Source organism: Cribrihabitans marinus (genome assembly GCF_900109035.1).
Classification (GTDB): Bacteria; Pseudomonadota; Alphaproteobacteria; order Rhodobacterales; family Rhodobacteraceae; genus Cribrihabitans; species Cribrihabitans marinus.
Map to the genome: position 1 here is coordinate 276642 of NZ_FNYD01000005.1, position 24905 is coordinate 301546.

General features: G+C 67.5%; 29 protein-coding genes. 10 read left to right on the forward strand and 19 right to left on the reverse strand.

Annotated elements, in window-relative coordinates; genetic code table 11:
- Positions 1-10 precede the first annotated feature (10 nt).
- Both BMX57_RS10635 and BMX57_RS10640 read right to left on the reverse strand, forming a co-directional pair.
- The gene (locus BMX57_RS10635) at positions 11-916 is read right to left on the reverse strand and encodes a fatty acid desaturase (protein WP_092366324.1); all 906 of its coding nucleotides are present in this window, start codon (positions 914-916) and stop codon (positions 11-13) included.
- Positions 909-1112: a DUF2061 domain-containing protein gene (locus BMX57_RS10640; RefSeq protein ID WP_092366327.1), complete on the reverse strand. Its 204-nt coding sequence runs from the start codon at positions 1110-1112 to the stop codon at positions 909-911. The genes BMX57_RS10635 and BMX57_RS10640 overlap by 8 nt, the downstream gene beginning before the upstream one ends.
- A 105-nt stretch (positions 1113-1217) precedes the next feature.
- Between BMX57_RS10640 and BMX57_RS10645 the strand changes: the two genes are divergently transcribed.
- Positions 1218-2081 carry a helix-turn-helix domain-containing protein gene (locus tag BMX57_RS10645; RefSeq protein ID WP_092366330.1) on the forward strand — a complete coding sequence of 288 codons (864 nt, stop codon included), beginning with the start codon at positions 1218-1220 and terminating at the stop codon, positions 2079-2081.
- A gap of 71 nt (positions 2082-2152) precedes the next feature.
- Here BMX57_RS10645 and BMX57_RS10650 read toward each other — a convergent pair whose 3' ends face one another.
- Positions 2153-3130, reverse strand: coding sequence for a LysR family transcriptional regulator (locus BMX57_RS10650; RefSeq protein WP_092366333.1), 978 nt, complete (start codon positions 3128-3130; stop codon positions 2153-2155).
- 100 nt (positions 3131-3230) lie between these two features.
- On the opposite strand from BMX57_RS10650, the gene BMX57_RS10655 reads away from it, so the two are divergent.
- Entirely contained in the window at positions 3231-3509 is a 279-nt protein-coding gene (locus tag BMX57_RS10655; RefSeq protein ID WP_092366335.1) for a DUF4242 domain-containing protein, read from the forward strand.
- A 113-nt stretch (positions 3510-3622) separates the two neighbouring features.
- Here BMX57_RS10655 and BMX57_RS10660 read toward each other — a convergent pair whose 3' ends face one another.
- The 4 genes from BMX57_RS10660 to bcoG all read right to left on the reverse strand — a co-directional run bounded on the left by BMX57_RS10660 (position 3623) and on the right by bcoG (position 7398).
- Entirely contained in the window at positions 3623-4384 is a 762-nt protein-coding gene (locus tag BMX57_RS10660; RefSeq protein WP_092366338.1) for an SDR family oxidoreductase, read from the reverse strand.
- Positions 4381-5859, reverse strand: a complete 1479-nt coding sequence (locus tag BMX57_RS10665) for a carnitine 3-dehydrogenase (protein WP_092366341.1) — start codon at positions 5857-5859, stop codon at positions 4381-4383. Before BMX57_RS10665 ends, BMX57_RS10660 begins: the two co-directional genes overlap by 4 nt.
- A 3-nt stretch (positions 5860-5862) precedes the next feature.
- Positions 5863-6411: a lipocalin family protein gene (locus BMX57_RS10670; protein ID WP_092366344.1), complete on the reverse strand. Its 549-nt coding sequence runs from the start codon at positions 6409-6411 to the stop codon at positions 5863-5865.
- Between the two features lie 72 nt (positions 6412-6483).
- Positions 6484-7398, reverse strand: a complete 915-nt coding sequence (bcoG, locus tag BMX57_RS10675) for a 3-dehydrocarnitine:acetyl-CoA trimethylamine transferase BcoG (protein ID WP_092366347.1) — start codon at positions 7396-7398, stop codon at positions 6484-6486.
- Positions 7399-7497: 99 nt separating this feature from the next.
- On the opposite strand from bcoG, the gene BMX57_RS10680 reads away from it, so the two are divergent.
- Entirely contained in the window at positions 7498-8478 is a 981-nt protein-coding gene (locus BMX57_RS10680; RefSeq protein ID WP_092366507.1) for a GlxA family transcriptional regulator, read from the forward strand.
- 59 nt (positions 8479-8537) lie between these two features.
- On the opposite strand, the gene BMX57_RS10685 is transcribed toward BMX57_RS10680, so the two are convergent.
- Positions 8538-9584, reverse strand: coding sequence for an aldo/keto reductase (locus BMX57_RS10685; RefSeq protein ID WP_092366350.1), 1047 nt, complete (start codon positions 9582-9584; stop codon positions 8538-8540).
- Positions 9585-9702: 118 nt separating this feature from the next.
- Between BMX57_RS10685 and BMX57_RS10690 the strand changes: the two genes are divergently transcribed.
- Positions 9703-10320, forward strand: coding sequence for an ImuA family protein (locus tag BMX57_RS10690; protein ID WP_092366353.1), 618 nt, complete (start codon positions 9703-9705; stop codon positions 10318-10320).
- A 4-nt stretch (positions 10321-10324) separates the two neighbouring features.
- Here the strand turns inward: BMX57_RS10690 and BMX57_RS10695 are convergent, their stop codons facing one another.
- Positions 10325-11137 carry a TIGR00282 family metallophosphoesterase gene (locus BMX57_RS10695; protein WP_092366356.1) on the reverse strand — a complete coding sequence of 271 codons (813 nt, stop codon included), beginning with the start codon at positions 11135-11137 and terminating at the stop codon, positions 10325-10327.
- Between the two features lie 266 nt (positions 11138-11403).
- On the opposite strand from BMX57_RS10695, the gene BMX57_RS10700 reads away from it, so the two are divergent.
- A complete protein-coding gene (locus BMX57_RS10700; protein WP_092366359.1) occupies positions 11404-12243 on the forward strand; it encodes a 2OG-Fe(II) oxygenase in 840 nt (279 codons plus the stop codon).
- Positions 12244-12269: 26 nt separating this feature from the next.
- On the opposite strand, the gene BMX57_RS10705 is transcribed toward BMX57_RS10700, so the two are convergent.
- Positions 12270-12833 carry a 5-formyltetrahydrofolate cyclo-ligase gene (locus BMX57_RS10705; protein ID WP_092366362.1) on the reverse strand — a complete coding sequence of 188 codons (564 nt, stop codon included), beginning with the start codon at positions 12831-12833 and terminating at the stop codon, positions 12270-12272.
- A complete protein-coding gene (gene mgtE / locus BMX57_RS10710; RefSeq protein ID WP_092366364.1) occupies positions 12830-14224 on the reverse strand; it encodes a magnesium transporter in 1395 nt (464 codons plus the stop codon). The genes BMX57_RS10705 and mgtE overlap by 4 nt, the downstream gene beginning before the upstream one ends.
- Before the next feature lie 135 nt (positions 14225-14359).
- Between mgtE and guaD the strand changes: the two genes are divergently transcribed.
- Positions 14360-15643: a guanine deaminase gene (gene guaD / locus BMX57_RS10715; protein WP_092366367.1), complete on the forward strand. Its 1284-nt coding sequence runs from the start codon at positions 14360-14362 to the stop codon at positions 15641-15643.
- 53 nt (positions 15644-15696) lie between these two features.
- On the opposite strand, the gene BMX57_RS10720 is transcribed toward guaD, so the two are convergent.
- The 3 genes from BMX57_RS10720 to BMX57_RS10730 form a co-directional block, all read right to left on the reverse strand.
- Positions 15697-17031 (reverse strand): 8-oxoguanine deaminase, encoded by a 1335-nt coding sequence (locus tag BMX57_RS10720; RefSeq protein WP_092366370.1) that lies wholly within the window; start codon positions 17029-17031, stop codon positions 15697-15699.
- Between the two features lie 110 nt (positions 17032-17141).
- A complete protein-coding gene (gene hisN, locus BMX57_RS10725) occupies positions 17142-17933 on the reverse strand; it encodes a histidinol-phosphatase (protein WP_092366373.1) in 792 nt (263 codons plus the stop codon).
- 76 nt (positions 17934-18009) lie between these two features.
- Positions 18010-18381 (reverse strand): helix-turn-helix domain-containing protein, encoded by a 372-nt coding sequence (locus BMX57_RS10730; RefSeq protein ID WP_092366376.1) that lies wholly within the window; start codon positions 18379-18381, stop codon positions 18010-18012.
- Positions 18382-18730: 349 nt separating this feature from the next.
- Here BMX57_RS10730 and BMX57_RS10735 point away from each other — a divergent pair, with 349 nt between their 5' ends.
- Positions 18731-19693 (forward strand): NADPH:quinone oxidoreductase family protein, encoded by a 963-nt coding sequence (locus tag BMX57_RS10735; RefSeq protein ID WP_092366378.1) that lies wholly within the window; start codon positions 18731-18733, stop codon positions 19691-19693.
- Positions 19694-19700: 7 nt separating this feature from the next.
- Here BMX57_RS10735 and BMX57_RS10740 read toward each other — a convergent pair whose 3' ends face one another.
- Positions 19701-20591: a LysR family transcriptional regulator gene (locus BMX57_RS10740; RefSeq protein WP_177175436.1), complete on the reverse strand. Its 891-nt coding sequence runs from the start codon at positions 20589-20591 to the stop codon at positions 19701-19703.
- 78 nt (positions 20592-20669) lie between these two features.
- Here BMX57_RS10740 and BMX57_RS10745 point away from each other — a divergent pair, with 78 nt between their 5' ends.
- Both BMX57_RS10745 and BMX57_RS10750 read left to right on the forward strand, forming a co-directional pair.
- Positions 20670-20942: a DUF1127 domain-containing protein gene (locus BMX57_RS10745; RefSeq protein ID WP_308419732.1), complete on the forward strand. Its 273-nt coding sequence runs from the start codon at positions 20670-20672 to the stop codon at positions 20940-20942.
- Between the two features lie 171 nt (positions 20943-21113).
- Positions 21114-21890, forward strand: a complete 777-nt coding sequence (locus tag BMX57_RS10750; protein WP_092366381.1) for a Bax inhibitor-1/YccA family protein — start codon at positions 21114-21116, stop codon at positions 21888-21890.
- Between the two features lie 97 nt (positions 21891-21987).
- Here the strand turns inward: BMX57_RS10750 and BMX57_RS10755 are convergent, their stop codons facing one another.
- The 4 genes from BMX57_RS10755 to BMX57_RS10770 all read right to left on the reverse strand — a co-directional run bounded on the left by BMX57_RS10755 (position 21988) and on the right by BMX57_RS10770 (position 24176).
- Positions 21988-22500: a hypothetical protein gene (locus BMX57_RS10755; protein ID WP_092366384.1), complete on the reverse strand. Its 513-nt coding sequence runs from the start codon at positions 22498-22500 to the stop codon at positions 21988-21990.
- A gap of 51 nt (positions 22501-22551) precedes the next feature.
- The gene (locus BMX57_RS10760) at positions 22552-23037 is read right to left on the reverse strand and encodes a GNAT family N-acetyltransferase (RefSeq protein WP_092366386.1); all 486 of its coding nucleotides are present in this window, start codon (positions 23035-23037) and stop codon (positions 22552-22554) included.
- Positions 23038-23163: 126 nt separating this feature from the next.
- Positions 23164-23331: a 50S ribosomal protein L33 gene (rpmG, locus tag BMX57_RS10765; RefSeq protein ID WP_068241894.1), complete on the reverse strand. Its 168-nt coding sequence runs from the start codon at positions 23329-23331 to the stop codon at positions 23164-23166.
- A gap of 131 nt (positions 23332-23462) precedes the next feature.
- Positions 23463-24176 (reverse strand): DUF533 domain-containing protein, encoded by a 714-nt coding sequence (locus BMX57_RS10770; protein WP_092366389.1) that lies wholly within the window; start codon positions 24174-24176, stop codon positions 23463-23465.
- Positions 24177-24567: 391 nt separating this feature from the next.
- Between BMX57_RS10770 and BMX57_RS10775 the strand changes: the two genes are divergently transcribed.
- On the forward strand, positions 24568-24900 hold the full coding sequence (locus tag BMX57_RS10775; protein WP_092366392.1) for a GYD domain-containing protein: 333 nt from the start codon (positions 24568-24570) through the stop codon (positions 24898-24900).
- Positions 24901-24905: the final 5 nt, after the last annotated feature.

Sequence of the window (24905 nt, forward strand, 5' to 3'; positions counted from 1 at the left end):
TGGCGCGAATTCAGCGCTGCGGCCAGAGCGGATGCGGCACCGGGTCCTTTGCCCGCCACAGGTGTTGCCGGAACAGCTGCGGGTACGAGGCGATCACATAGCCCTCGTTGGCGCGACGATACCGGTCCTTGCCGCGCGCATAGAGCTCGGGCAGGCGATACCAGGGCGCGCGCGGGTGCATGTGGTGGACCACGTGCAGGTTGTTGTTGAGAAACAGCAGCGCCAGCGGGCCCCGATCCTCGACGATCACGGTGCGCCCGCGCGCCTTTTCATGGGCGCGGTGCTCGGCAAAGGTGCGGATCTTGAGCAGCGACAGGCCCAGATAGGCCGAGACGAGGTAGGCCCAGAGCGGCATCTGCGTCTGCGCCACGATCCACAGCACCGCGACCACCCCCGGCAGGTGCAGCGCCCAGGCCAGCCAGATCTCGCGGTCGCCGCGCAGCGCCCCGCGCAGGTCGTCGTGCATGAACGCGACCTGGCCCAGGGCCGGCCCCAGCAGCATCCGGCCCAGCAACGTGTTGTTGACCCGATAGACCAGCCGCAGCCAGCCGGGCATCCGGTGCCATCTGGCCGGATCGAGGTAATTCGACTCCGGGTCGTCATAGGGATCGGTCAGGTTGGCGTCCTGGTGATGGGCCAGATGCAGATCCCGGAACCGGTTGTAGGGGATGCACAGGTTCAGCGGCAGCGCCATCAGCGCCTCGTTCAGTGCCTGGTTCGGGAACGGGTGCCCGTGCAGGGCCTCATGCGTCAGCGAGGAATGGAAGGCCACCAGAACCGCCGCCGCCAGCACCGCCGCGATCAGCGAAACCGGCGCGAGCCAGATCAGGACCGCCCCCCAAAAAACGTAGCAGGCCAGGATCAGGACAAACGTGCCCCATTCGGCGGATTTCGGGGTTCCGGCGGATCTAGACATGCCGCCCCCAGCGGATGCCCGCCCAGACACGCTCATAGGTCAGGTACATCACGAAGCCGAGCGCCGTGTTGGCCAGCGCCATGGTCCCGCCCAACGCCGCCGACCCGGTCGCCGCAAGCCCGACCAGCGTCATGACGCCAAGACCGATCACATTCCAAACGATCGCTTTGACAAGCGAGCGCCACCGCGTTTCCATTCCGTTACCCATGTGTTGCTTCACATGATCGTTACACGAGCGCGCAGGGCGTGAGAATTCTGGAAACAGTTAACAAAACTTACTTGCCGTGATATTTATAACCATATGGTTGAAAAAATCGACAAACGCCTGCGCGCCGCACAGTTCCGCACCCGTCTGGCCCGCGCCATGTCCGAGACCGGCACCAGCCAGAGCGCGCTGGCCCGCGCCACCGGCGTCGATCGGTCGACCGTCTCGCAACTGCTGACCGATGACGGCGCGCGTCTGCCCAATGCCCATGTGGTCGGGGCCTGTGCCTCGGCGCTGGGGGTGTCGGCGGACTGGCTGCTCAGCCTCAGCGACCGGCCCGAAAGCGCCGCCGAGCTGCTGGCCGGGTCGCTGACACTGACCGAGGCGCCGCGCGCGCTGGTGGACGAGCGGATCTTCGACTGGCACCGCGAGGCGGCGGGCTACAAGATCCGCCACGTGCCGGCGGCCCTGCCCGACATGCTCAAGACGCGCGCGGTGCTGGAATGGGAATACACGCCGCATCTGGGACGCACGACGACCCAGGCCATCGGCGCGTCCGAGGATCGGCTGGCCTTCATGCGCGGCGCGCAATCGGACTATGAGATCGCCGTTCCGCTTTACGAACTCGACAGCTTCGCCGGCGCGACGGGCTATTACCACGGACTGCCGGCGCAGGACCGGCTGGACCAGATCGACCACCTGCTGAGCCTGGCCGACCAGCTCTATCCGCGCCTGCGCATCTACCTGTTCGACGCCCGGCGGCTCTATGCCGCGCCGATCACCATCTTCGGGCCGCTGCTCTGCGTTCTCTATGCGGGCGGGCACTACGTGGCCTTCCGTGACCGCGACCGGATCGAGACCTTCACCACCCATTTCGACCGGCTGGTGCGCGAGGCGACCATCACCGCCCGCGCCCTGCCGGCGCATCTGCAACTGCTGCGGGACGGGGTGGTTGCGTAAAGGGCATCGCAACCCCGGCACCCGGCCAACGCAGCTTTCGCCTTCGGTCGCCGCGCGGATCGGTCCGGGCGCTAGGCTGCGTCCGGGCCCGGCCGCGTCTGCATGTCGGATATCCAGCGGGCAGTTGCCGCGGATTCTGCCTTGACCCATTCGACAAAGCGCCGCATCTGCGGGCGACGGTGTCCGGTTTCACGCTGCCAGAGCCGATAGGGACAAGGTGCCGTCAGCCCCATGCTGGCCGGGTAAGGCAGCACCAGACTGCCGGTGTCCAGATCGCCTTCGATCAGGGAAATGCCGCAGAGCAGGAAACCGACATCCTGCCGGACCGCGTCGAGCGCCATATTTGCCCGCCGGTAATAGGGGCCACGGTCGGTTCCCGAGCGGCGCATGCCGAATTTGTCGAACCAGTCCGCAAATCCGGGGCGGTCCGGCTCGGCCCGGTGACCTTCCAGGTGCAGCAGCGGCATCCCTTCAATCTCGTGTTCCTGGTCGTAATCGGCGATCCGTCTGAGATTGTCGGGGCTGCATACTGGAACCAGGTAGTCCGTGAACAGCGCGTCGCCGCGTTCCGCGCCGCCATATTCGACGCGGATGTCGGGCGCGCCGAGGCGCGTGGGTACATCGCCCGCACCGTTGATGCAGAACAGAATGTTCTGATGGGCCTCGCGGAACGCCGGCAACCTCGGGGCCAGCCAAAGTTCGGACCAGTCCGGGTCGGCAACGATGTGGATCTCGCTGATGCGCTGAAAGTCGAGCGTGGACGAAACCCGGTCGAGCGACTGGAATGCGGCCTGAAGATCCGGCAGCGCAGCGGCCAGTTCGGGTGTCGGCTGCAGGCCGGACCGGCCACGCACCAGAAGATCGGACCCGAGATAATCCTCGAGCGCACGGATTCTCTGGCCGACAGCCGCCGCGGTGATACCCAGTCGGCCGGCTGCGGCCTTCAGGGATCCCTCGCGGATCGCCATTTCGACCGCCTGAAGGGACTTCAGATGTGTTGTCGCCGGCATTTGCGAAAGCTTTTCTTTATGGACATCGTGTTTCTTCATCAACCTACAAGGAAAGCTTTACCAAGATAAAGAAAACTTGCCTCGCAGATTGACAGACATCCCGGCACAGTTGTTGCACACACCAAAGGGAGGCCAAGAAATGCTGAAACGGTTTGTTATCGAACGCGACATCGCGGGTATCGGTGAGTTCTCACTGACCGAGTTGTGTGCGGCCTCGCGTGCATCCAACAAGGCGCTGGCCGATATGGGGCCGAAGATCCAATGGCAACATTCCTACGTGGCGGCCGACAAGACGTTTTGCGTGTATCTCGCCGAGAACGAGGACGAGATCCGCCGCCATTCCGAACTGTCCGGCATACCGGTCGGAAAGATCACCGAAGCGCCGCAGATCATCGACCCTCTGACCGCCAACAACTAGACCCGGCAATCCCGGCGTCGTGACCGCCATGCCATCGCATGGCGGTCACCGGCGATCGGGTTCGAGACCGCGCCGGAAGCGCTCGTTCACAGGCGTGTCCCGCCTCTGTAAAGCTAGATTTTCGGATCGGGATTCACCGTAAACCCGTCCACGGCGATCACCTGCCCCGAAACGCGCCGCGCCGCGTCGGATGCCAGGAACACCGCCATCTCCGCGATGTCGCGGGCCTCGACGAACTGGCCCATGGCCGTGCCCGAGGCATAGCCGGCATGGACCTGGTCGCGGGTCATGCCCTTGGCTTCGGCCTCGCGCGCCAGAACGCCCTCCATCCGCGGCCCCTCGACCGCGCCGGGACAGAGCGCGTTGCAGCGCACGCCGTACGGGCCAAGCTCCATCGCCAGCGTCTTGGCCAACCCGATCACACCCCATTTCGCGGCGGCATAGGGCGCACGGTTGGGATAGCCGTAAAGCCCGGCCGTCGACGAGGTCATCAGGATCACGCCCGCGCCCTGCGCCTTCATCATCGGTGCTGCCTGTGCGGCGGAAAGGAACGCACCGTCGAGATTGACCGCCAGGCAGCGACGCCATTCCTGCAGGTCTACATCCTCGACCCGGGCGGTCGGCCCCGGGGTGCCCGCATTTGCGCAAAGCACGTCTATCCCAGCCCAGTCGGCGCCAACCGCCCCGAACAGCGCCGCCACCGATCCGGCATCCGAGACATCGGCGCGGGTCGCCCGCCAGTCACCGGGGCATGCGGACAATGCGGCCTCATCGACATCGGCGACCCAGATCCGCGCCCCGGTGGCCGCAAACGCCTCGGCCATCGCCCGCCCGATCCCCGAGGCGCCGGCGGTAATCAGCACCCGCCGGCTCATGACGGGCCACGGATCGACGCGCCGGCCCCCTCGGGCAGGGGCAACCCGGCTCGCGCCTGCGCGATCCGCGCCATTGCCGCCTCGATCCGGTCGGATGGCGGGCATGGCTTGCGTGTCTCGAGGTCGACATGCAGCAGGAAATGCTCGCCCGTGGCCAGCAACCGGTCGCCCGCGTGCATCTCGTGGAACAGGTGCAGCTTCTTGCCCGACCCCAGCAACATCTGCGTGCGCACTTCGATCCGGGCCCCGGCATTCACCTCGTCCAGGTGCCGGATATGGGTCTCGGCGGTGAAATAGCTGCCGCCGCCGGCGATATACTCGGCATCGCAGCCGATCAGCTCCATGAACCGGTCGGTGGCCGCGGCAAAGGCCTCGAGGTATTTCGCCTCGTTCATGTGGCCGTTGTAGTCGGTCCAGTCGAGCGGCACCGCGCGCGCCAACGTCAGGATCGGGCGGCCGGGATCCTCCAGCGCGTCGATGTCACCGGCCAGCGGTGTGCCCGCCTTCAGCCGCCGGTCCTGGCCGTTCAGCACCGCGCCCGCGCCCCAGTCGCGCGCCTTGAGCGCGCGCATCATGCCGACCAGGTTCCCGTCCCGGATCCGCTCCAGCGCGCGGATCGAATGCTTGCCCGATTGCGCGTCCGACTGCTCCGCGATCCTGTCGACCAGATCCTCGGTGAACTCCGGCACATCCATCAGCTTGGTCCAGGGCCATTTCAGCGCCGGGCCGAACTGCGCCATGAAGTGCCGCATCCCGGCCTCACCACCGGCCACGCGATAGGTCTCGAACAGGCCCATCTGCGCCCAGCGGATGCCGAAGCCCATGCGGATCGCCTCATCGACCTCCTCGGTGGTGGCGATGCCGTCCCGGATCAGCCATAACGCCTCGCGCCAGACCGCCTCCAGGAACCGGTCGGCGATATGGGCGTCGATCTCCTTTTTCACATGCAGCGGGAACAGGCCAAGGCCGCGCAGCAGATCCTGCGCGCGGTCGATCAGCCCGGCCTGGTTGGCGCCGGTGGTCACCAGCTCGATCAGCGGCAGCAGGTAGACCGGGTTGAACGGATGCGTCACTACGATCTGGCCCGGGCGGGCGCTGCCCTGCTGCAACTCCGACGGCTTGAACCCGCTGGTGGAGGATCCCAGGATGGCACTCACATCACATGCGCCCTGTATCTCCTTGTAAACCTTCAGTTTCAGATCCAACCGCTCGGGCACGCTCTCCTGGATCCAGATCGCGTCGCGCACCGCTTCGGCCAGATCGTCATGAAAGCTCAACCGCCCCTCGGGCGGCAGCGGCGCATCGCTCAGGCCCGGCAGCGACCGGCGGGCATTGTCCAGCACCTCGCCGATCTTGCGCTGCGCCTGCGGGTCGGGATCGAACACCCGCACGTCCCAGCCGTTGAGCAGGAACCGCGCGGCCCATCCGCCACCGATCACCCCGCCGCCGACGATGGCGGCCACACGCTGCTTCATCCGTCACTCCTCAAGTTGCGGCACCCTCTTGAGGGCGCTCGTGTCATACCCGTTCTTCTGCAGAACCTTCGCGGCGGCCTGGAATGTGCGCTCGTCGATCTGCGGATCGCGCGCCAGGATCCACCCGGTCGAGCCATCTGGGTTGCCGATCACCGCGACATCGTAATCCTCGGTCACGTCCAGCACCCAGTAGTCGCCCCAGAGAAACGGCAGGAAGGACAGGAACGGCACGAATGTCACCTCCAGCCGTCCCGGCGCTGCCACCCGCGCCACGCCCCTGGCCTGTTCCGCCGGCCCGTCCGGCGCGCCCTTGCGGCAGGTGTTCACGACGCGCACCTTGCCGTCCTCGCGCAGCGCATAATCGGCCGTCACCCCCTGACAGCCCTTCTCGAAGCGGTTGGGAAACCGCGCGATCTCGTACCAGCGGCCCATATAGCGCTTCACGTCCAGATCGGTTTCGACGCTCATCGGCACCGACCGGTCGCGGTATTCGGCGGCCGAGACGCCGGTGCTAGGCAGGATCAACAAGGCGGCCAGCAAGGAACGGAGCATCGGGATTTCCTTTCGTTCGGATCGGTTGCCCGACCCAACGCGCGGCGGGCCGATCGGGTCCGCGGCGGCGCGTCATTTCCCCGCCGGCACCCGCTTGACCAGCCCCAGCTTCTCGCGCACTTCGGCCGGTCCGATCACCCGCGCGCCCATGTTCTCGACGATGCTGCCCGCACGCTCCACCAGTTGCCAGTTCTCGGCCAGCACGCCCTTGTCCAGCCACAGGTTGTCCTCCAGCCCGACGCGCACATGCCCGCCCGCCAGAACGCTGGCGGCGACATAGGCCATCTGGTTTCGGCCCAGCGAAAACGCGCTGAAGGTCCAGTCGTCGGGCACATTGTTGACCATCGCCATGAAGGTGTTGAGGTCATCCGGCGCGCCCCAGGGCACGCCCATGCACAGCTGCACCAGCGCGGGCGCGTCCAGCACGCCATCCTTGACCAGTTGCTTGGCATACCAGAGGTGCCCGGTGTCGAAGGCCTCGATCTCGGGCTTCACGCCCATCCCGGTCATCATGCGCCCCATCGCCTGCAACATGCCCGGCGTGTTGGTCATCACATAGTCGGCCTCGGCGAAGTTCATCGTGCCGCAATCCAGCGTGCAGATCTCGGGCCGGCACTCGGCCACATGCGCCACCCGCTCGGCCGCGCCCACCATGTCGGTGCCCTCGGCCAGCGGCAACGGCGCGTCGGTGCCGGCGAACATCATGTCGCCGCCCATGCCGGCGGTCAGGTTCAGCACCATGTCCACCTCGGCCGCACGGATCCGCTCGGTCACCTCGCGATAAAGCGCCAGGTCGCGCGACGGCGCGCCGGTGTCGGGGTCGCGCACATGGCAATGCACCACCGCCGCCCCGGCCTTGGCCGCGGCAATCGCACTGTCGGCGATCTGCGCGGGCGAGCGCGGCACATGCGGGCTGCGGTCCTGGGTGCCGCCCGAGCCGGTGACGGCACAGGTGATGAAGACCTCGCGATTCATGGCAAGCGGCATGGTTTATCCCCCGTCTTATCCCCGGATTCCGATTTGCAAGTGATCGCGACTCTGACGCAGCCTGAGGTCATGCACTTGCCGCAACGCGAATCGAACTTGATGAAATCCGCAAAAAACATCCTGCAGCCGGAACACCGGGCCCTGAAGACCGGGCTCCTGGTTCTGGACGATTGCAACACGCTCAGCTTCGCTGCGGCGGTGGACCCGATGCGCGCGGCCAATCGGCTGGCCGATCGTCCCGCTTTCGACTGGGACTATGTCACCGCCGGCGACAGCCCGGCCCGTCTGACCTCGATGCTTCAGGTCCCCGGCGTTCCGCTGGCCCGGTTCGAGCAATGCGAGCTGATGATCGTCGTCGCGGGGTTCCAGCTGGCGCGCCACGCGCGGCCCTCGCTCCTGTCCGGGCTGCGCCGGATCGCCGGGACCGGCGCGGCGATGGCCGGCATCGACGGCGGGCCGTGGCTCTTGGCCGAGGCCGGGCTGCTGGACGGCCATGCCGCCACCACCCATTGGGAGGATCTCGAGAACTTCGCCATCCGCTTCCCGCAGGTCGATGTCCGGCCCGACCGGTTCGTGGCCTCGGACACGCGGCTGACCAGCGGCGGCGCCACGCCGGCGATCGAGATGATGCTGCACGTCATCGCCGCCCGCCACGGTGCGGGCTTCGCTGCGCGCGTGGCCGGCCTCTTTCTCTATGACGGCCCGCAGCCGGCGACGCGCCCGCAAAGCCGCTTGGGCCATCACCGCCACACCGCCCTGACGGCCCGGGCGCATGCGCTGATGGAGGCGGCGCTGGACGACCCGCTGCCGCTGGCCGAGATCGCGCGCCAGCTCGGCAGCTCGGCGCGCAGCCTGCAACAGCAGTTCCGCCTGCGCCTCGACACCACGCCGCAGGATCATTACCTGCAGCTGCGCCTGGCCGAGGCGCGCCGGCTGGTGACAGACACCGACATGCCGCTGATGCAGGTCGCCATGGCCACCGGATTCACCTCGCAATCCAGCTTCGCCCGCGCCTTCCGCACCGCGCATGGCCTGTCCGCGCGCGACCTTCGCGCATCGCGCGCCACCGCGGCGGAATGATCTTCCTCTTGCCGGAAATACCTCGGGGGTAAGGCCGCAGGCCGAGGGGGCAGCGCCCCCTAATAGGGCATCGGATGCGCCCGGTGCGCCGCGTCGATCTCGGCCAGAACCTCGTCGCCCAGAACGACATCAACCGCCCCCAGCGCATGTTCGAGCTGCGCCAGCGTGGTCGCGCCGAAGATCGCCGACATCATGAAGGGCCGCGTCCGGCACCAGGCCAGCGCCATGTGCACCGGGTCCAGCCCGTGACGCCGCGCGATCTCCAGATAGGCGTCCACCGCGCCGTGAACCCGCGCGCTGTCACGCCCGCCCAACTCCGGGCTGAACGACTTGCGCGAGCCCTCGGGCACCGCCCCGCCCCGGTACTTGCCGGTCAGCAGCCCGGTGCCCAAGGGCGAGAAGGCCATCAGGCCCACATCCTCGTTGACCGACAGCTCGGCCATGTCGGTGTCATAGAGTCGGCACAGAAGCGAGTATTCGTTCTGGACCGAGGCCACCCGCGGCCCCGCCCCCGCGTCGGCCAGCCGCAGCCATTGCGCGGTGCCCCAGGCGCTTTCGTTGGAAAGCCCGAAGGCGCGGATGCGCCCCGCCTCGACCTCGCGCTGCAGGGTGTGCAGGCATTCCTCCATGTTGGCCAGTGTCGCGTCGCTGTCCTGCCCCGAGGGGTCATAGGTCCAGTTCTTGCGGAACATGTAGCTGCCGCGGTTGGGCCAGTGGAACTGGTAGAGGTCGATGTAATCGGTCTGCAGGCGCTTCAGCGAGTCCTCGATGGTCTGGGGGATCGTCGCCGCCGAGATCGGCGCGCCGTCGCGCACGATGGCCAGCCCCTCGCCGGAATGCTTGGTGGCCAGGATGTAGGCGCCGCGCCGGCCCGGGTTGGCGGCGTTCCAGGTGCCCAGGATCTCTTCGGTGCGTCCGATGGTCTCCTTCGCGACGGGGTTGACCGGGTACATCTCGGCGGTGTCGACGAAATTGATGCCGGCATCCAGCGCCATGTCCATCTGGGCATGGCCCTCGGTCTCGCCGGTCTGGGTGCCGAAGGTCATCGTGCCCAGGCACAGCTCGGTCACGTCGAGGCCGGTGCGGCCCAGCGGTCGGGTTCTCATCGGGGATCTCCTGTTCGCGGTCGGGCAGAGCCTAGCGGTCCTGACGCGCGGGGCAACCCCTGCATCGCGCCCCATATCGGGATTGAGAACATATGGGGAACATGCCAGGATCGACCCCATGCCGACTCATCTGCTCGACCGTTCGCGCGACCGCGCCGCGCCGCACCTGTCCCCGGCCCCCGGCGTCTCCCTGCGGCTGGCCCGCACGCATGAGGCCTGCGGCCCCGCGCGGCGCAGCTTCGCCCTGTGGATCGCCGGCCGGATGACCGGGCCGGTGCTGTGGATCTCGCCCGACTGGGAAGTGGACCGCCCCAATCCCGACGGCATGCTGCCCTTTGCCGATCCCGCGCGCTTCGTCTTCGTGCATCCGCGCCGGAGCGAGGACCTGTTGTGGTGCGCCGAAGAGGCGTTGCGCGCGGGCGCGGTGCCGCTGGTGGTGGCCGACCTGCCCGGCGCGCCCGCGCTGACCCCGGTGCGCCGGCTGCACCTGGCCGCCGAGCAGGGTGGTACGCAGGGATCCGCGCCGCTGGGGCTGTTGCTGACCCCCGGCGACGGCGGCGCGCAGGGCATCGAAAGCCGCTGGCACATGGCCCCCGCGCATCGGGGCAAGGCGCGCCGCTGGGTGCTCGAGCGCCGCCGCGCCCGCACCCTGCCGCCGGCGCGCTGGACGGCCGAGCAGACCCGTCCCCGGGCCGGGCTCGAACTGAGCGATCCGGGCATACCCGAACCGGCCTGACCGGTCAGGGGGTTGCCGGCTCCAGCCGCCCGCCGAGGCGGACCATGGCGATGCGCGTCGCCGCGCCGCTGCGGTCGTCAGTCTCGACATAGACGCCCGACAGGGTGGCCTCGCCGCGCGCGGGGCTGAAGCGTTCCTTCTGCATGCCGGTGACGAAGCGGCGCATCGGCTCGGCCTTGTCCATGCCGATCACCGAATCATAGTCGCCGCACATGCCGGCATCGCTGAGATACCCGGTGCCGCCGGGCAGCACCTGCGCGTCCGCCGTGGGAACATGGGTGTGGGTGCCGACGACAAGGCTGGCCCGGCCGTCGCAATAATGCCCCATCGCCATCTTCTCCGAGGTCGCCTCGCAATGCATGTCGACGATCACTGCCTGGGCCAGACCGCCGCGCGGATGCGCCTTGAGCACCGGCTCGATCCCCGAGAACGGGTCGTCGAAGGGCCGTTTCATGAACACCTGACCCAGCGCCTGCGCGACCAGCACCTTGCGCCCGCCCGACGCCTCGAACAGCCGGTGTCCGCGCCCCGGCGCGCCCTTGGCATAGTTCAGCGGCCGGATGATGCGCGGCTCGGTCTCGATGAACTGCAGCATGTCCTTCTGGTCGAAGGCGTGATCGCCCAGTGTGATGCAATCGGCGCCGGCCTGCAGCAGCAGCCGCGCGTGATCCGGCGTCAGCCCCATGCCGCCCGAGGCGTTCTCGCCATTTACCACCACGAAATCCAGCCGCCAGTCGGCCCGCAGACCCGGCAGCCGGTCGCGCACCGCCGCCCGGCCGGACCGGCCCATGACATCCCCGAGAAACAGAATTTTCATGTCCCGGTCCTAGGACGCCGACCGGCCGAGAACAAGCGCCAATCGGTGCCCTGGCGCGTCATCGGGCGCCCCTGCCGACGCGCGGCGGGTCCGGGTTCGCAACAATCCGTCAGACCGCGCGCGATCGTCCACGCCCCCGCACAGTCGGCTGCACGACACCCCGGATCACCCCAAGACGGTTGACAAGACACGGCCCACGGCAGGAACTTGATTTCATATTGACGGTCATTGCACCAACAACGCCATTTCCCGGGGGAAATCCGATCATGCCGACACCCGTTCTGGCCCTTGATCCCGACACGCTGCTCGTCTCCAGCCGCGCGGCCCGCGCGGCTGGAAAGACGCTTGCCGGCGACTACCAGTCGAAGACGCCGTTCCACTACGGCGGCTATGACGGGTTTCTCGATCCGGCCATCCTCGAGCGGGTGATCGCCGAGCTGGACGAACTGCCTGAGGCCGAAACCAGCTTCGACCGGCCGCAGGAGAAGCTCAAGACGAGCTATGTGCCCGAGCGGCTGCCCGACTACACCCGCCGGCTGTTCTACGCGCTGAACTCGCGCCCGGTTCTGGGCTTTCTAGAAGAGTTGACCGGCATCAAGGGGCTGATTCCGGACCCTTATTTCGCCGGCGGCGGCATCCATGTGGTGGCGAATGGCGGCCATCTCGACATCCATGCCGATTTCAATCACCACGCCGGGCTGAACCTGGAGCGCCGGGTCAACCTGCTGATCTATCTCAACAAAGGCTGGAAGGCCGACTATGGCGGGTCCTTCGAGGTCTGGAACGACGACATGACCGAGCGCATGGCCAGCTTCGTGCCCGAGTTCAACCGAATGTGCATCTTCTCGACCAGCTCGACCAGCTGGCACGGCAATCCCGAGCCGGTGAACCATCCCGACGGCCAGCCGCGCCGGTCGATCGCGCTTTACTACTACACCGCGACCTGGGACAGCACGCGCAAGTCGCACGACACGCTGTTCAAGCCGCGCCCCGGCACTGCCGATCAGCCCGACCGGGTGGTCGCCCGCCGCGCGCTGCTGCAAGAGATCCTGCCACCCTTCATCCACCGAAGAGTGGCCTGGCGACTGCAAAAGCTGGGGTTCTGACAGGACCGGCCCACGCTGCCGTCGCGCTATCCCGGGAAGCTCAACACCCGGCTCTCCGTCACCACCATGTCCAGCGGCTGATCCATGGCCTCCAGCGGCAGCGCATCGGCCTCCTGCGCATCGAAGGCAAAGCCGATGGCCAGTGTCGGGCGCCGGGCGCGCAGCCGTTCCAACGTGCGGTCGTAAAAGCCGCCGCCATAGCCCAGCCTGCCGCCGCGCGCGTCGAAAGCCACAAGGGGCACGATCAGGATCTCGGGCTCGAAAAACCGGTCCTGTTCGGGAACCATCGCGCCGAACGGGCCCGCACGCAGGGGGCCGTCCGGTTCCCAGCGCGAGAAATCCAGGGCCAGTCCGGCACCGGCGATGACCGGCACCCCGACCGGGCCGTGCGCCGCCGCCTCGGCCATGGCCGGCAGCGGATCGATCTCGGTACGGATCGGCATGTAGCCGGCCAGCGGCACGCCGCGATACCCGGCCAGCACCTCCGACAGACGCCCCGCCGCGCCGGGCGGGCGCGCGGCGAAGGCGGCCTTGCGGCGGGCGAAGGCCGCCTTGCGCGCCGCCGCCTTGACCGCGCCCGGGTCGCTCACAGCAGCACCACCGCCGCAAGCCCCAGGAAGGCGAAGAAGCCCACGACATCGGTGACCGTGGTGACGAATGCACCCGACGCCAGCGCCGGGTCGATGCCGATCCGCTCGAGGATCACCGGGATCACGGTGCCGGCCAGGCCGGCCACGACAAGGTTGATGACCATCGCCGCCCCGATGACATAGCCCAGCGTCATCGTTCCGTACCAGGCCGCGCCGAGCACCCCCATCGCCACCGCGAAGATCGTGCCGTTCACCAGTCCGACCAGCACCTCGCGCCGGATCACTCGCCAGACATTGGACCCGGTCAGGTCCTTGGTGGCAATGGCGCGCACGGCCACGGTCAGACTCTGGGTGCCGGCATTGCCGCCCATCGAGGCGACGATCGGCATCAGCACCGCCAGCGCCACGAATTGCGCGATGGTCTCGTCGAACTGCGCGATCACCACCGAGGCGAGGATCGCCGTCGCCAGGTTCACCGCCAGCCAGGGAAAGCGGCGCTTGGTGGTCTCGATCACCCGGTCGGACAGCGAGCTTTCGTCGCTGACACCCGCCAGGCGCAGGATGTCCTCTTCATGCTCCTCGTCCAGCACGATCATCGCGTCGTCGATGGTGATCATGCCGACCAGCCGCCCGTCGCCATCGACCACCGGGGCCGAGATCAGGTGATACTGGTTGAAGGCATAGGCCACGTCCTCTTCGTCCTGGTCGGCGGGGATCACCCGGAACAGTTCTTCGGCGATGTCCCTGAGCGCCGTCGCACGCGGCGAGGACATGATCCGCCCCAGCGTGACATTGGCCACCGGATGCATCCGGGGATCGACCAGCACCACATGATAGAACTGATCCGGCAACTCGTCCGAACCGCGCATGAAGTCGATGGCCTGCCCCACGGTCCAGTCCTCTGGGGCCATGACCACCTCGCGCTGCATCAGGCGGCCGGCGGAGCCCTCGGGAAAGCTCAGCGCCTGTTCGACGGCAACCCGGTCGGCATCCTCGAGCGCGTCCAGGATGGCCTCCTGCTGCGGCTCCTCCAGGTCTTCGACCAGATCGACCACGTCGTCGCTGTCGAGATCGCGCACCGCGTCGGCGAGCACGTTGGGATGCAGAACCGCGATGACCTCCTCGCGGATCGATTCGTCCAGTTCCGACAGGATGTCGCCGTCGAACTCGTGGCCGTAGAGCCGGATCAGCCGGTCCCGTTCCTCGGCGTCGATCTGCTCCAGCAGGTCGGCGATGTCGGCCGCATGCAGCGGCTCCATCAGCTCGGTCAGCTTGGCCTGATCGCCGGTTTCGACCGCCTGCAGGATCGCGGCGACCAGCTTGCGGTCAAGCTGATAGGCATCCTCGTCGCGGGGCCGCTCCTGCTCGATGACGTCGTCGTCCTGATCCATGCCCCTGCCCCTTTCCGGTTGCCGGCAAAATAGAAGAAGCTGCTGACGGCAAACAATGCTAAAGCCGAAAAAACCGACGCGCACGGCCTGCCTATCCTGTCGCGCGGCGTTTTCCAAGCGAGGGGGTGGCGCGCGATGACCACGACCGAAATCCTGACCGGCCGGGTGCTGTCCTTCACCCGCTCACCCTTCGAGGCCGCGCCCGAGGCGGGTGCCGAAATCCACGAGGCGGTGGCGGTCGCGGATGGCAAGGTCGCGGGGCTGGGAAGCGCGGCCACCCTGCGCGCGGCACATCCACAGGCCCCCGTCACCGACCATGGCGACCGGTTGATCCTGGCGGGCTTCGTCGATGCCCATGCCCACTATCCGCAGGCCGCGATCATCGCCAGCTGGGGCAAACGGCTGATCGACTGGCTGAATACCTATACCTTCCCCGAAGAGATGCGCTTTGCCGATCCGGACTATGCCGCCGAAATCGCCGCCCGCTATCTGGACCTGACCGCGGCGCATGGCACCACCACCATGTGCAGCTTCTGCACCATCCACCCCGAAAGCGTGGAGGCGCTGTTCGCGCAGGCGCAGGCGCGCGGGCAGCGAGTGACGGCCGGCAAGACCTGCATGGACCGCAACGCGCCCGAGGGGCTGCGCGACACCGTGCAATCGGCCCATGACGACAGCAAGGCGCTGCTGGAGCGCTGGCACGGGGTGGACCGTCTGTCCTATGCCATCACCCCGCGATTCTCGCCCACATCGACGCCCGAACAGCTGGAGGCGCTGGGCGCGCTCTGGGCCGCGCATCCCGACTGCCTGATGCAGACGCATCTGAGCGAACAGACCGACGAGATCGCCTGGGTCAGATCTCTCTACCCGCAGGCGCGGGACTATCTCGACACCTACGAGGCGCACGGGCTTCTGGGCCCGCGCGGGCTTTATGGTCACGCCATCCACCTGGAGCCGCGCGAACGCGACCGGCTGCGCGAGACCGGCGCGGCGCTGGTGCATTGCCCGACTTCGAACACCTTCATCGGCTCGGGGCTCTTCGACATGGCCGGGCTGATGGCCGAGGGTCAGCGCGTGGGTCTGGCCACCGATACCGGCGGCGGGTCGTCGTTTTCGATGCTGCGTACCATGGCCGCGGCCTACGAGATCGGCCAGCTGCGCGGCACCGCCCTGCATCCCGCGCAGCTTCTGTGGCTGGCGACCTGCGGCGCGGCGCAGGCGCTGCATCTGGGCGACCGGATCGGCAACATCGCGGTGGGAATGGAGGCCGACCTGGTGGTGCTCGACCTTGGCTCGACCCCGGCCATCGCCCAACGCGCGGAGCGGGCCGAAGATCTGTGGGAGGCGGTGTTCCCGACGATCATGATGGGCGATGACCGCGCCGTGGCCGAGGTCCGGATCGGCGGCCGCCGGGTTTGAACGCGCCTTGCGGCGCGTGCCTCCGGCGGGAGTATTTGCCAAAAAGATGAAGATCACTCGCGCAGGGCGCGGGCCAGCCGGTTCTGCCGTTCGATCACGCGCGGCAGGTCGATGGTGGTGACCTGCCCGTCGCGCACGATCTGGCGGCCCTCGACGAAGAGATGCGTGACCTTCGTGGGCCCAGCCAGCAGCAGCGCCGCGGGATCCCAGCTGCCGGCGCTGTCGATACCGGATATGTCCCAGAGCGCGATGTCCGCGCGCGCGCCGGGCACCAGCCGCCCGCAATCGGGCCGGCCCAGAACGTCGGCGCCGCCCCGCGTGGCGATCTCGAGCGCCTCGCGCGCCGACATGGCATCTGCGCCCCGCGCGACCCGCTGCAGCAGCATGGCCTGGCGCGCCTCGGCCATCAGGTTGCCGCTGTCGTTGCTGGCCGAGCCGTCGACGCCCAGCGCCACCGGCACGCCGGCGTCCCGCATCGCCCGGACGGGCGCGATCCCGCTGCCCAGGCGGCAGTTGGAACAGGGACAATGGGCGACGCCGGTGCGGGATCTGGCAAAGAGATCGATCTCCTGGCCGTCGAGCTTCACGCAATGCGCGTGCCACACATCCGGGCCGGTCCAGCCCAGATCCTCGGCATACTGGCCCGGCCGGCAGCCGAAATTGGCCTGGGAATAGGCGATGTCCTCGTCGTTCTCGGCCAGGTGCGTGTGCAGCATCACCCCCTTGTCGCGGGCCAGCAGCGCGGCGTCGCGCATCAGGTCGCGGCTGACCGAGAAGGGCGAACAGGGCGCCAGGCCCACCCGGCACATCGCCCCCTCGGACGGATCATGGAAAGCGTCGATCACCCGGATGGCATCCTCGAGGATCGCCGCCTCGCGCTCGACCAGGCTGTCGGGCGGAAGGCCGCCATCGCTCTCTCCGATGCTCATCGCGCCGCGCGTGGGGTGAAACCGCATCCCGATCTCGGCCGCCGCGGCGATGGTGTCGTCGAGCCGCGCGCCGTTCGGGTAGAGGTAGAGGTGGTCGGAACTGAGCGTGCAGCCCGACAGCGCCAGCTCGGCCAGCCCGGCCTGTGCCGAGATGAACATCTCCTCGGGGCCGAAGCGCGCCCAGATCGGATAGAGCGTCTGCAGCCAGCCGAAGAGCAACGCGTCCTGCCCGCCGGGCACCGCGCGGGTCAGCGTCTGGTAAAGATGGTGGTGGGTGTTCACCAGGCCGGGCGTGACCACGCAGTTGCGCGCATCGACCACCTCGCCATCGGTCTGCAGGTCCGGGCCGATGGCCGAGATTGCGCCATCGCGGAGCAGCAGGTCGGCCCCGGCAAGCTCCTGCCGGGTGTCATTCATGGTCAGGACGGTATGGGCATTTCGGATGAGGGTTTCGGGCATGTCTACACTCCTGTCTGTGCCCGTCTCATAGGAGTGTTGCCGCGCGCCGTTGGAAAACGGGCCGGAAGAACCGGGCACCGGTGCAGACTAGTGCCGGCCGGGCGGCCCGGTCAATACCGGCTCAGGATATCGAGCGCCGCCACGTGCAGCACCGGGTTCGCCGCGGCCAGTACACGCCCGCCCAGATGCGCGGACCCGCCCCGCCAGTCGGTGACCACGCCGCCGGCGGCCTCGATCACCGCGATCGGCGCCTGGATGTCATAGGCGTTCAGCCCGGCCTCGATCACCAGGTCCACCTGCCCGGCCGCCAACAGCGCATAGGCATAGCAATCCATGCCGTAGCGTGTCAGCCGCACCTGTTCCGACACGGCGCGAAACCCGGCGCCGTCTTCGGCGGTGCCGACCTCGGGAAAGGTCGTGAAGAGGATGGCGTCGGCCAGCGCCGCCGTGGGGCGGGTGGCCAGCGTGCCGTGCCCCTGCGGACCGGTGACGGTGGCGCGGCCGTTCTGGCCCACGAAGCGCTCGCCGATATAGGGTTGGTCGATCACACCGAGGATCGGGCCGTTTTCGTGCGATAGCGCGATCAGGACCCCCCAGGTCGGCGTGCCGCTGATGAACCCGCGGGTGCCGTCGATGGGGTCCAGCACCCAGACCCGGCCGCTGCTGCCCTCGGTCCGGCCAAGCTCCTCGCCCCAGATCCCGTCCTCGGGCCTATGGCGGGCCAGGACGTCACGCATCGCCTGTTCGGCGGCGCGGTCGGCCACGGTCACCGGGTCGAACCCGGCATCGAGCTTGTTATCGGCCAGCAGGCCGGGATGGCGGAAATGCGGCAGGATGGCCGCGCGCGCGGCCTCTGCCAGTTCCTCGGCGATGTCCAGATCGCTGCGCACGGATTGTGTCATGCGCGGCACCTAGCCATCTGCGGCGCGGATAATCAAGCGCCCGCGGGACCGGCGGGCACGGATCGCCGTGGCCGGTTCAGGCCACGTCGCTCAGCACCCGGGCCAGTTCGAACAGCCTGCGGCGCTGGTTTTCGGGGATCGCATAGTAGGAGCGCACCAGGTCCAGCGCCTCCTTGTCGCCCATGATGTCGGCGGGGATACCGGGCTTTTCCGGCGCGGCCTTTTGACTTTCCTCCAGGCCCTCGAAGAAGAACGAGACCGAGACCTCCAGCGCCTCGGCGATGTCCCACAGGCGCGACGCGCTGATACGGTTGGCACCGGTTTCGTATTTCTGGATCTGCTGGAACTTGATGCCGACCTGCTCAGCCAGTTGCTGTTGGGTCATGCCGATCAGCCAACGGCGATGGCGAACGCGCTTGCCCACATGGACATCGACAGGATGGGTCATACGAATCTCCTCGTTTTTCACTGACAACTGCCCGGGCATTCGTATTGGCCACGGCTCCACCCGCTTACAGGATCGCCGTTTAAAAAGCCCCTAACCTGACCATACCCACCCAGACCGCACCTTGTCGGAAACTATTACGAAGAATTCGGTTGAATTCAAGCTTGTCGAATCGCGTATCGCCTGCAAAGGCCCGCGCGCCCTTGCCGTGGGTCATGTCCCCGCCCGGCCCGGCCTGCCGTCCGCGACAGGCCGCCATGTGCGAGCAGGACACCTGCCCGGGCCGCAGAAGAACGGGTTTGACAGCGCCGGAAAACCCGCCAGTTTCGGGGAGGGTCAACAGGGGACGAACATGCGCGCCTTTCAAGTTTTACAAGCCGGATCGCCACCGCAGCTGGTCGAGATCGACCGGCCAGAACCGGGGCCCGGCCAGGTCTCGGTGCGTATCCGTGCCTGCGGTCTGAACTTCGCCGATCTGCTCATGGTCAAGGGCACCTATCAGGACACGCCCGAGCCCCCCTTCACCCTCGGAATGGAAATCGCCGGAGAGGTCACGAAACTGGGCGACCGGGTGACCGATCTGGACGTCAGGGACCGAATCGCCGCCTTTGGCGGGCACGGCGGGCTGGCCGAACACGGGGTGTTCGACGTGGCGCGCTCGGTGCGCCTGCCGGACGCGATGTCCGACACCGACGCCGCGGCCTTGCAGATCGCCTATGGCACCTCGCATGTGGCGCTGGCGCATCGTGCCCGGCTGCAGCCGGGCGAGACGCTGTTGGTCACCGGGGCGGCCGGCGGGGTCGGGCTGACCGCGGTCGAGATCGGCAAACTGCTGGGCGCGCGTGTCATCGCGCAGGCCCGCGGCGCGGCCAAGCTGGAGGTGGCGCGCGAGGCGGGCGCGGATCACCTGATCGACGCCGGCGAGGACCTGCGCGCCCGGGTGCTGGATCTGGGCGGTGCCGACGTGGTCTATGACGCCATTGGCGGCGACGTGTTCAAGGCCGCGTTCCGCGCCACCAATCCCGAGGGCCGGCTCTTGCCGATCGGATTCGCCGGCGGCGAGGTGCCGCAGATCCCGGCCAATCACCTGCTGGTCAAGAATCTCAGCGTGTTGGGCGTCTATTTCGGGGCTTACCTGGGCTTCCGTCCCGAAGTGGTGCGGGACAGTTTCGAGACGCTGATCGGGTGGTACTTGGCCGGTCGGCTCAGGCCGCATGTGAGCCACGTGCTGCCGCTCGACCGCGCCGATGAGGGGCTGGCGCTGCTGCGCGAGCGCAAATCGACGGGAAAGGTCGTCATCACACCCGGCGGGTGATCCCAGCCTAGCCCGCCGCCGGGGCCGAAGCCAGACGCGGCGCGCCGAACCGGCAGAATCCGGCCTGCAGCATGGCGACCAGTTCGCCCAGAACATCGTCACCCGATCCGTCGCGGACATGCAGGTTGATCTTCTGCACGTTCAAATCCGGCAACCCGTGCCCCGCCGGCAGGGGTTCGGATCCCGGCACGGCATGTCCTTCCAGCAGGGCGAACACGGCCAGGTCGGCGCTGACAACCGCTTCGACGCTGCGGTCGGAGTCGGAATCGACGGCCATTTCCCAATCCAGCCCGGCCTCTTCGAGGTGGCGGATGACCTGCGGGCGGAACGCGCAGTTGCGCGAATAGGCCAGCCGCAGCGGCCGCTGTTTCCAGGCGCTGCCGCCCGCCGCGCCGTACCAGCGCAGCGGCACCTCGGCCAGGGTCTGCCCGCCGGGGCGCAACTCGGCCTCGGTTGTCAGGATGGCATCGGCCTCGCCGCGTTCGAAGATCTCGTGCAGGCGCGTGGTGAAGGACGACAGAAGCTGGATCTTGACCCGGGGAAAGGCGCGGTTGAACTGCTGCAGGACCTGCGGGATGACCGGATAGATCAGGTCATGCGGCACCCCCAGGATCAACTCGCCCTCATAGACATCGTCGGTCAGCCGCCCCACCACCTCGTCGTTCAGCGCAACGATCCGGCGCGCATAGGACAAAAGCTGCTCGCCGGCGCCGGTCAGACCGATGCGCCGGTTGCTGCGGTCCAAAAGCGCGATGCCCAGCACCTCCTCCAGCCGCTTGAGCTGCATCGACACCGCCGACTGGGTCAGGTTCAGTACCGCTGCCGCCCGGGTCACGCCGCCCTGTTCAGCCACCGCCAGAAAGGACCGCAGCGTTGTGATGTCGAGATTCCTTATCATGACGAATCCTGATCCCCATCATCAAAAACATTCGTTTCCCTGATGCTACAGGGATTGCCATATATATCAAGAAAATTGATGTCGAGCCAGCTTGGCATCACCAAACGAGAGAATACGACCATGCACAGCCCTTCCCCGAATGCGACCGTCTCCAATCGGACGACCGCCGCCCGCCCTGCCCTGTTCCGCCTGCGGGAACGTCTGAGCCTCAGGCTTGCACTTTGGCGCTCGCGCCGGGCGCTTGACAAGCTGGACGCGCGCCAGCTCCGCGATATCGGTCTCTCCCGCGACGAGGCCCGGCGCGAGGCACGCAAACCGATCTGGGATGCCCCGGATAACTGGCTGCGATAGGGTCAAAATGCGGCGCCGGTGCGGCGCCGCGGCACCAAACCCGCCGAAGGGTCCGAAAAACCACCCGATCCCGTCGGAAATACTTGAAACGGGCGCGTTGCTTGCCGATATTCACCAAGGAACCCCACGGGCCTGCGCCCGCGGAAGGCAACGCATTGGATGGAGACCCTAATGGCAGAACTCAACACGATCCGGACAGCTGCCGGCGCGCGCTCAGCCGAGATCGACGAGGGGCTGCGCGCCCACATGAACAAGGTCTACGGCACGATGTCCGTGGGCATGCTCATCACCTTCGCGGCGGCATGGGCCGTCTCGGGGCTGGCGGTGACGACCGACCCGTCGGCCGCCGTTGCCCAGCTGAGCGCTGACAAGTACCTGACCCAGTTCGGCTACACCCTTTACGGGTCGCCGCTGAAATGGCTGGTCATGTTCGCCCCGCTGATCTTCGTCTTCGGCTTCAGCGCCGCGATCAACCGCATGTCGGCGGCCACCGCGCAGACCGTGTTCTACGCGTTTTCGGCGGTCATGGGCCTGTCGATCAGCTCGATCTTCCTGGTCTTCACCGGTCAGTCGATCGTGCAGGTGTTCCTGATCACCGCGATCTCCTTCGCCGGCCTGTCGCTCTATGGCTACACGACCAAGAAGGATCTGAGCGGTCTGGGCACCTTCCTGATCATGGGCGTGATCGGCCTGATCGTCGCGATGATCGTGAACATCTTCCTCGCCTCCTCGGCGATGGCCTTCGCGATCTCGGTGATCGGCGTGCTGATCTTTGCCGGCCTGACGGCCTATGACACGCAGAAGATCAAGACCACCTATATCCAGCACGCGGCGCATGGCGACCAGGAGTGGCTGGGCAAGGCGGCCATCATGGGCGCGCTGAGCCTCTACCTGGACTTCATCAACATGTTCATGTTCCTGCTGCAGCTGTTCGGCAGCCGCGAGTGATCCGGAACCAGGACACGAATACAAGCCAGGGGCGGGTCCGGTTGGACCCGCCCCTTTTTCGTTACCGAAGGTGACATGTGGCAGAAGCTGCCCGCGGTCAGCGGCAGTTGATCGGCACCGCAAAGCCACTGGACGACCGCCCCGACCGCGACGCGCCATAAGCGTTGCCCGCGGGCAGGCATCCGGTCAGCTTGGGAACCGAGCCGACAAAGGCCTGGCCGGTGCTGGGCTCCATCGGGGTCAGGTCGGAGTCGGGTGTGCGCAGCACCGCGAAGAGCACGTTGTTCACCGCAACCGTGCTCAGCATCAGCGGCCGGCGGTTGCCGCCCACCTCGACCGCGTTGGCCGGGCTGCGGCCCCCGTTCGAGATGGCGGTGCGGGCCAGCTTGGCCAGATCCGCCTCGTCCGTGGCCACGCGCACCGTCGGCAGGCGCCCCAGGGCAACCGGGACGGTCATGTTGCGCGATACCTGGCCGGCGCGGGCTTCGGCCTCGGCCAGCGTTCGAGGTTCACCATCGATACCGGTGAAACCGACCCCTTCGCGGTTGAACAGGCCGGTACAGGCCGACAATGCGGCAAATGCAAATGCGGGCAGCAGAATTTTTTTCATGGCTCTCAGGACTTGTTGGCAGACTGCACAAGCGTAGCGGCAGCCGGCCCGTCATGACAAGCGCCGTTTCATCCGCACCGCCGGAAAGCGTATGCCGGGTCCCAGCTCCACCTGCATCGGCCCCAACGTCTCGAACCCCAGCGCGGCATAGAAGGGCACGGCGGTTCGGGTCGACCAGCATGCCATCTCGGTCACGCCGGCGGCACGGGCCATGTCCAGCGCGTGTCGCAGGATCGCCCGGCCCACCCCGCGCCGCAGCGCACGATGGTCGGTCGCGACGTGGCGGATATGGCCCAGATCCGCGCGTTTGCCGTCCCGCGTCCAGCCACCCGCGCCCAGGATCTCAGCCGCTTCCTCGGCGACGTAATAGGTACCGCTGGCCAGCAGCGCCGGCTGCGCGCGCGAGATCAGGGGCAGCGCCGTAACCAGCACCGAAGGCGGGTAGTCCGCCTTGAGCAGCCTGGGATAACTCCGCGCCAGCAGGGCATCCACCGCCGCCAGATCCGCCTTTGAGGTCGGGCGCACGACGAAGCTCATGTCAACGCATCCCCAATGCGGCGGACCAGCCTGCGATCATCATAGGTTTCATGCCCGCCCCTCCCGGAACGCAAAAGGGCCACGCGCGCGGCGTGGCCCCAGACCTGTCGTGCTGTCGGATCAGGCTTACTTGATCTTGCCTTCCTTGTACTCGACATGCTTGCGGACCACGGGGTCGTACTTCCGCACCGACATCTTCTCGGTCATGGTGCGGGCGTTCTTCTTGGTCACGTAGAAATGGCCCGTTCCCGCGGTCGAGTTCAGACGGATCTTGATGGTCGTCGGCTTCGCCATGCTCTCTCTCCTGCGCCCGAAAAGGCGCCGGGCCTCTCGGTTGAATTCCTATGAGCGTGCGCTTCTACGCCATGACGCCCGGGTGTCAAGCCCATTTGCCCGACCGCCGCGCGCAATTCCCGGCGCCAGCCTCAGCCCGGCAGCGGCGGCACGCCCATATGCGCGTGAATCTGGTCGCGATCGGCATCGCTCAGCCCCAGCGCGGTCGCCAGCTGGCGCAGATAGGCCGCCTCGTTGGCGTTGTCGACACGAATCGCCGCCAGCGAGGTGGCGTAGATCTGCGCCTTCATCGGCGCCCCGGCATCGGCGGCCAGCCCCATCACGTCCACCGGCGCATCCAGTTCGGCCTGCACGAAGGCGCGCTCTTCGGCGCTGATGTCGTCGCCCAGCTGGTCGAGGATCGCGGCCTTCTCCTGCGGGTCGATCTGGCCGTCGGCCTTGGCCGCCTGGATCATAGCCCGCAGCATCAGCTTGGCCTGCGCCTCCATCGCGGCACCCGCCGGTGTGCCCGAGAAGATGGCGTCCATCATCCCCGCCGTCTGTTCACCGCCGGCCCGCGCCGCGCCCTGCATGGCGTTCATCAGCCCGCCGAGCCCCGCGGTGCCGGCCGCCGCCGCGCCCGCGCCGCCGGTCATCTGGCCGAGGAAGTTGCGCACCGCCTCGGAACCGCCGGGAAAGCCCATCCGGTCGGCCAGCTGGCCCAGCTGATCGGCGGCGGGACTGTCCGCACCGCCCTTCATCATGTCCTGCAACCCGGACATGCCGCCCATCTGGCGATACTTGTCGATGCCCTTTGCGGCGGCGAACCCCACCGCGACCGAGGCCAGCGTCTTCATGAAACTCATTTTGTCCCTCCTCCCGAACCGGTTGGCTGTGCCGCAGCCTAGCAGAGAGGTCGGATCGACGTTACCCGGTTTTCGCGGCGACCGACCTTGCCGGGCCAGGAGCCCAAGGGCATTGGTGAGATCACGGAGCCGTGATACACTCCCGCTGTCAGGTCCCAGACACGGACAACCACGGCACTTCGGCGCGCTTGAGGCATGCACGCAATGCGTCCTGACCGCCTGACCGCGACCGGTAATTCGCCCGGTTGGCAGATGTAACCCGATTTCCGATTTCACGGCATGTCCGCCGGGCCCGTCAGGCACTGACGCCGACGCCGGGCCGCTTTCATCGGCAGGCATGGCCCGCCGCATGGTGCCGATTTCCGGCGCCGTTAATCCTTGGGAGGGGACAATGGCACTTTTCATCACCTACGCATCCTATTCGCAATCCGGCATTCAGGGGCTGATGAGCAAACCCGAAGATCGCAGCGCAGCGATCCAGGCGCTGCTCGACAAGGTCGGCGGCAAGGTCGTGGCGCTCTATATGACCACCGGATCCAACGACATCGTGATGGTCACCGACGCGCCTGACGGCTCGGACGCGGTTGCGGTCGGAATGGCCGTGGCCTCGACCGGTGCGATTGACAGGATCGAAACCGTCCGGGCCTGGACCGGGGCAGAGTTCGCCGCCATCGCCGAAAGGGCCGGAGGGCTGACCGGCGCCTATCGGAAGCCGGGATCGTAACAGGC

What these genes read in the sequence shown, in the direction of transcription:
- BMX57_RS10635 (WP_092366324.1), bottom strand. Translation starts at nt 916, where the DNA reads ATGTCTAGATCCGCCGGAACCCCGAAATCCGCCGAATGGGGCACGTTT.
- BMX57_RS10640 (WP_092366327.1), bottom strand. Translation starts at nt 1,112, where the DNA reads ATGGAAACGCGGTGGCGCTCGCTTGTCAAAGCGATCGTTTGGAATGTG.
- BMX57_RS10645 (WP_092366330.1), top strand. Translation starts at nt 1,218, where the DNA reads ATGGTTGAAAAAATCGACAAACGCCTGCGCGCCGCACAGTTCCGCACC.
- BMX57_RS10650 (WP_092366333.1), bottom strand. Translation starts at nt 3,130, where the DNA reads ATGAAGAAACACGATGTCCATAAAGAAAAGCTTTCGCAAATGCCGGCG.
- BMX57_RS10655 (WP_092366335.1), top strand. Translation starts at nt 3,231, where the DNA reads ATGCTGAAACGGTTTGTTATCGAACGCGACATCGCGGGTATCGGTGAG.
- BMX57_RS10660 (WP_092366338.1), bottom strand. Translation starts at nt 4,384, where the DNA reads ATGAGCCGGCGGGTGCTGATTACCGCCGGCGCCTCGGGGATCGGGCGG.
- BMX57_RS10665 (WP_092366341.1), bottom strand. Translation starts at nt 5,859, where the DNA reads ATGAAGCAGCGTGTGGCCGCCATCGTCGGCGGCGGGGTGATCGGTGGC.
- BMX57_RS10670 (WP_092366344.1), bottom strand. Translation starts at nt 6,411, where the DNA reads ATGCTCCGTTCCTTGCTGGCCGCCTTGTTGATCCTGCCTAGCACCGGC.
- bcoG (WP_092366347.1), bottom strand. Translation starts at nt 7,398, where the DNA reads ATGCCGCTTGCCATGAATCGCGAGGTCTTCATCACCTGTGCCGTCACC.
- BMX57_RS10680 (WP_092366507.1), top strand. Translation starts at nt 7,498, where the DNA reads ATGAAATCCGCAAAAAACATCCTGCAGCCGGAACACCGGGCCCTGAAG.
- BMX57_RS10685 (WP_092366350.1), bottom strand. Translation starts at nt 9,584, where the DNA reads ATGAGAACCCGACCGCTGGGCCGCACCGGCCTCGACGTGACCGAGCTG.
- BMX57_RS10690 (WP_092366353.1), top strand. Translation starts at nt 9,703, where the DNA reads ATGCCGACTCATCTGCTCGACCGTTCGCGCGACCGCGCCGCGCCGCAC.
- BMX57_RS10695 (WP_092366356.1), bottom strand. Translation starts at nt 11,137, where the DNA reads ATGAAAATTCTGTTTCTCGGGGATGTCATGGGCCGGTCCGGCCGGGCG.
- BMX57_RS10700 (WP_092366359.1), top strand. Translation starts at nt 11,404, where the DNA reads ATGCCGACACCCGTTCTGGCCCTTGATCCCGACACGCTGCTCGTCTCC.
- mgtE (WP_092366364.1), bottom strand. Translation starts at nt 14,224, where the DNA reads ATGGATCAGGACGACGACGTCATCGAGCAGGAGCGGCCCCGCGACGAG.
- guaD (WP_092366367.1), top strand. Translation starts at nt 14,360, where the DNA reads ATGACCACGACCGAAATCCTGACCGGCCGGGTGCTGTCCTTCACCCGC.
- BMX57_RS10720 (WP_092366370.1), bottom strand. Translation starts at nt 17,031, where the DNA reads ATGCCCGAAACCCTCATCCGAAATGCCCATACCGTCCTGACCATGAAT.
- hisN (WP_092366373.1), bottom strand. Translation starts at nt 17,933, where the DNA reads ATGACACAATCCGTGCGCAGCGATCTGGACATCGCCGAGGAACTGGCA.
- BMX57_RS10730 (WP_092366376.1), bottom strand. Translation starts at nt 18,381, where the DNA reads ATGACCCATCCTGTCGATGTCCATGTGGGCAAGCGCGTTCGCCATCGC.
- BMX57_RS10735 (WP_092366378.1), top strand. Translation starts at nt 18,731, where the DNA reads ATGCGCGCCTTTCAAGTTTTACAAGCCGGATCGCCACCGCAGCTGGTC.
- BMX57_RS10740 (WP_177175436.1), bottom strand. Translation starts at nt 20,591, where the DNA reads ATGATAAGGAATCTCGACATCACAACGCTGCGGTCCTTTCTGGCGGTG.
- BMX57_RS10745 (WP_308419732.1), top strand. Translation starts at nt 20,670, where the DNA reads ATGTCGAGCCAGCTTGGCATCACCAAACGAGAGAATACGACCATGCAC.
- BMX57_RS10750 (WP_092366381.1), top strand. Translation starts at nt 21,114, where the DNA reads ATGGCAGAACTCAACACGATCCGGACAGCTGCCGGCGCGCGCTCAGCC.
- BMX57_RS10755 (WP_092366384.1), bottom strand. Translation starts at nt 22,500, where the DNA reads ATGAAAAAAATTCTGCTGCCCGCATTTGCATTTGCCGCATTGTCGGCC.
- BMX57_RS10760 (WP_092366386.1), bottom strand. Translation starts at nt 23,037, where the DNA reads ATGAGCTTCGTCGTGCGCCCGACCTCAAAGGCGGATCTGGCGGCGGTG.
- rpmG (WP_068241894.1), bottom strand. Translation starts at nt 23,331, where the DNA reads ATGGCGAAGCCGACGACCATCAAGATCCGTCTGAACTCGACCGCGGGA.
- BMX57_RS10770 (WP_092366389.1), bottom strand. Translation starts at nt 24,176, where the DNA reads ATGAGTTTCATGAAGACGCTGGCCTCGGTCGCGGTGGGGTTCGCCGCC.
- BMX57_RS10775 (WP_092366392.1), top strand. Translation starts at nt 24,568, where the DNA reads ATGGCACTTTTCATCACCTACGCATCCTATTCGCAATCCGGCATTCAG.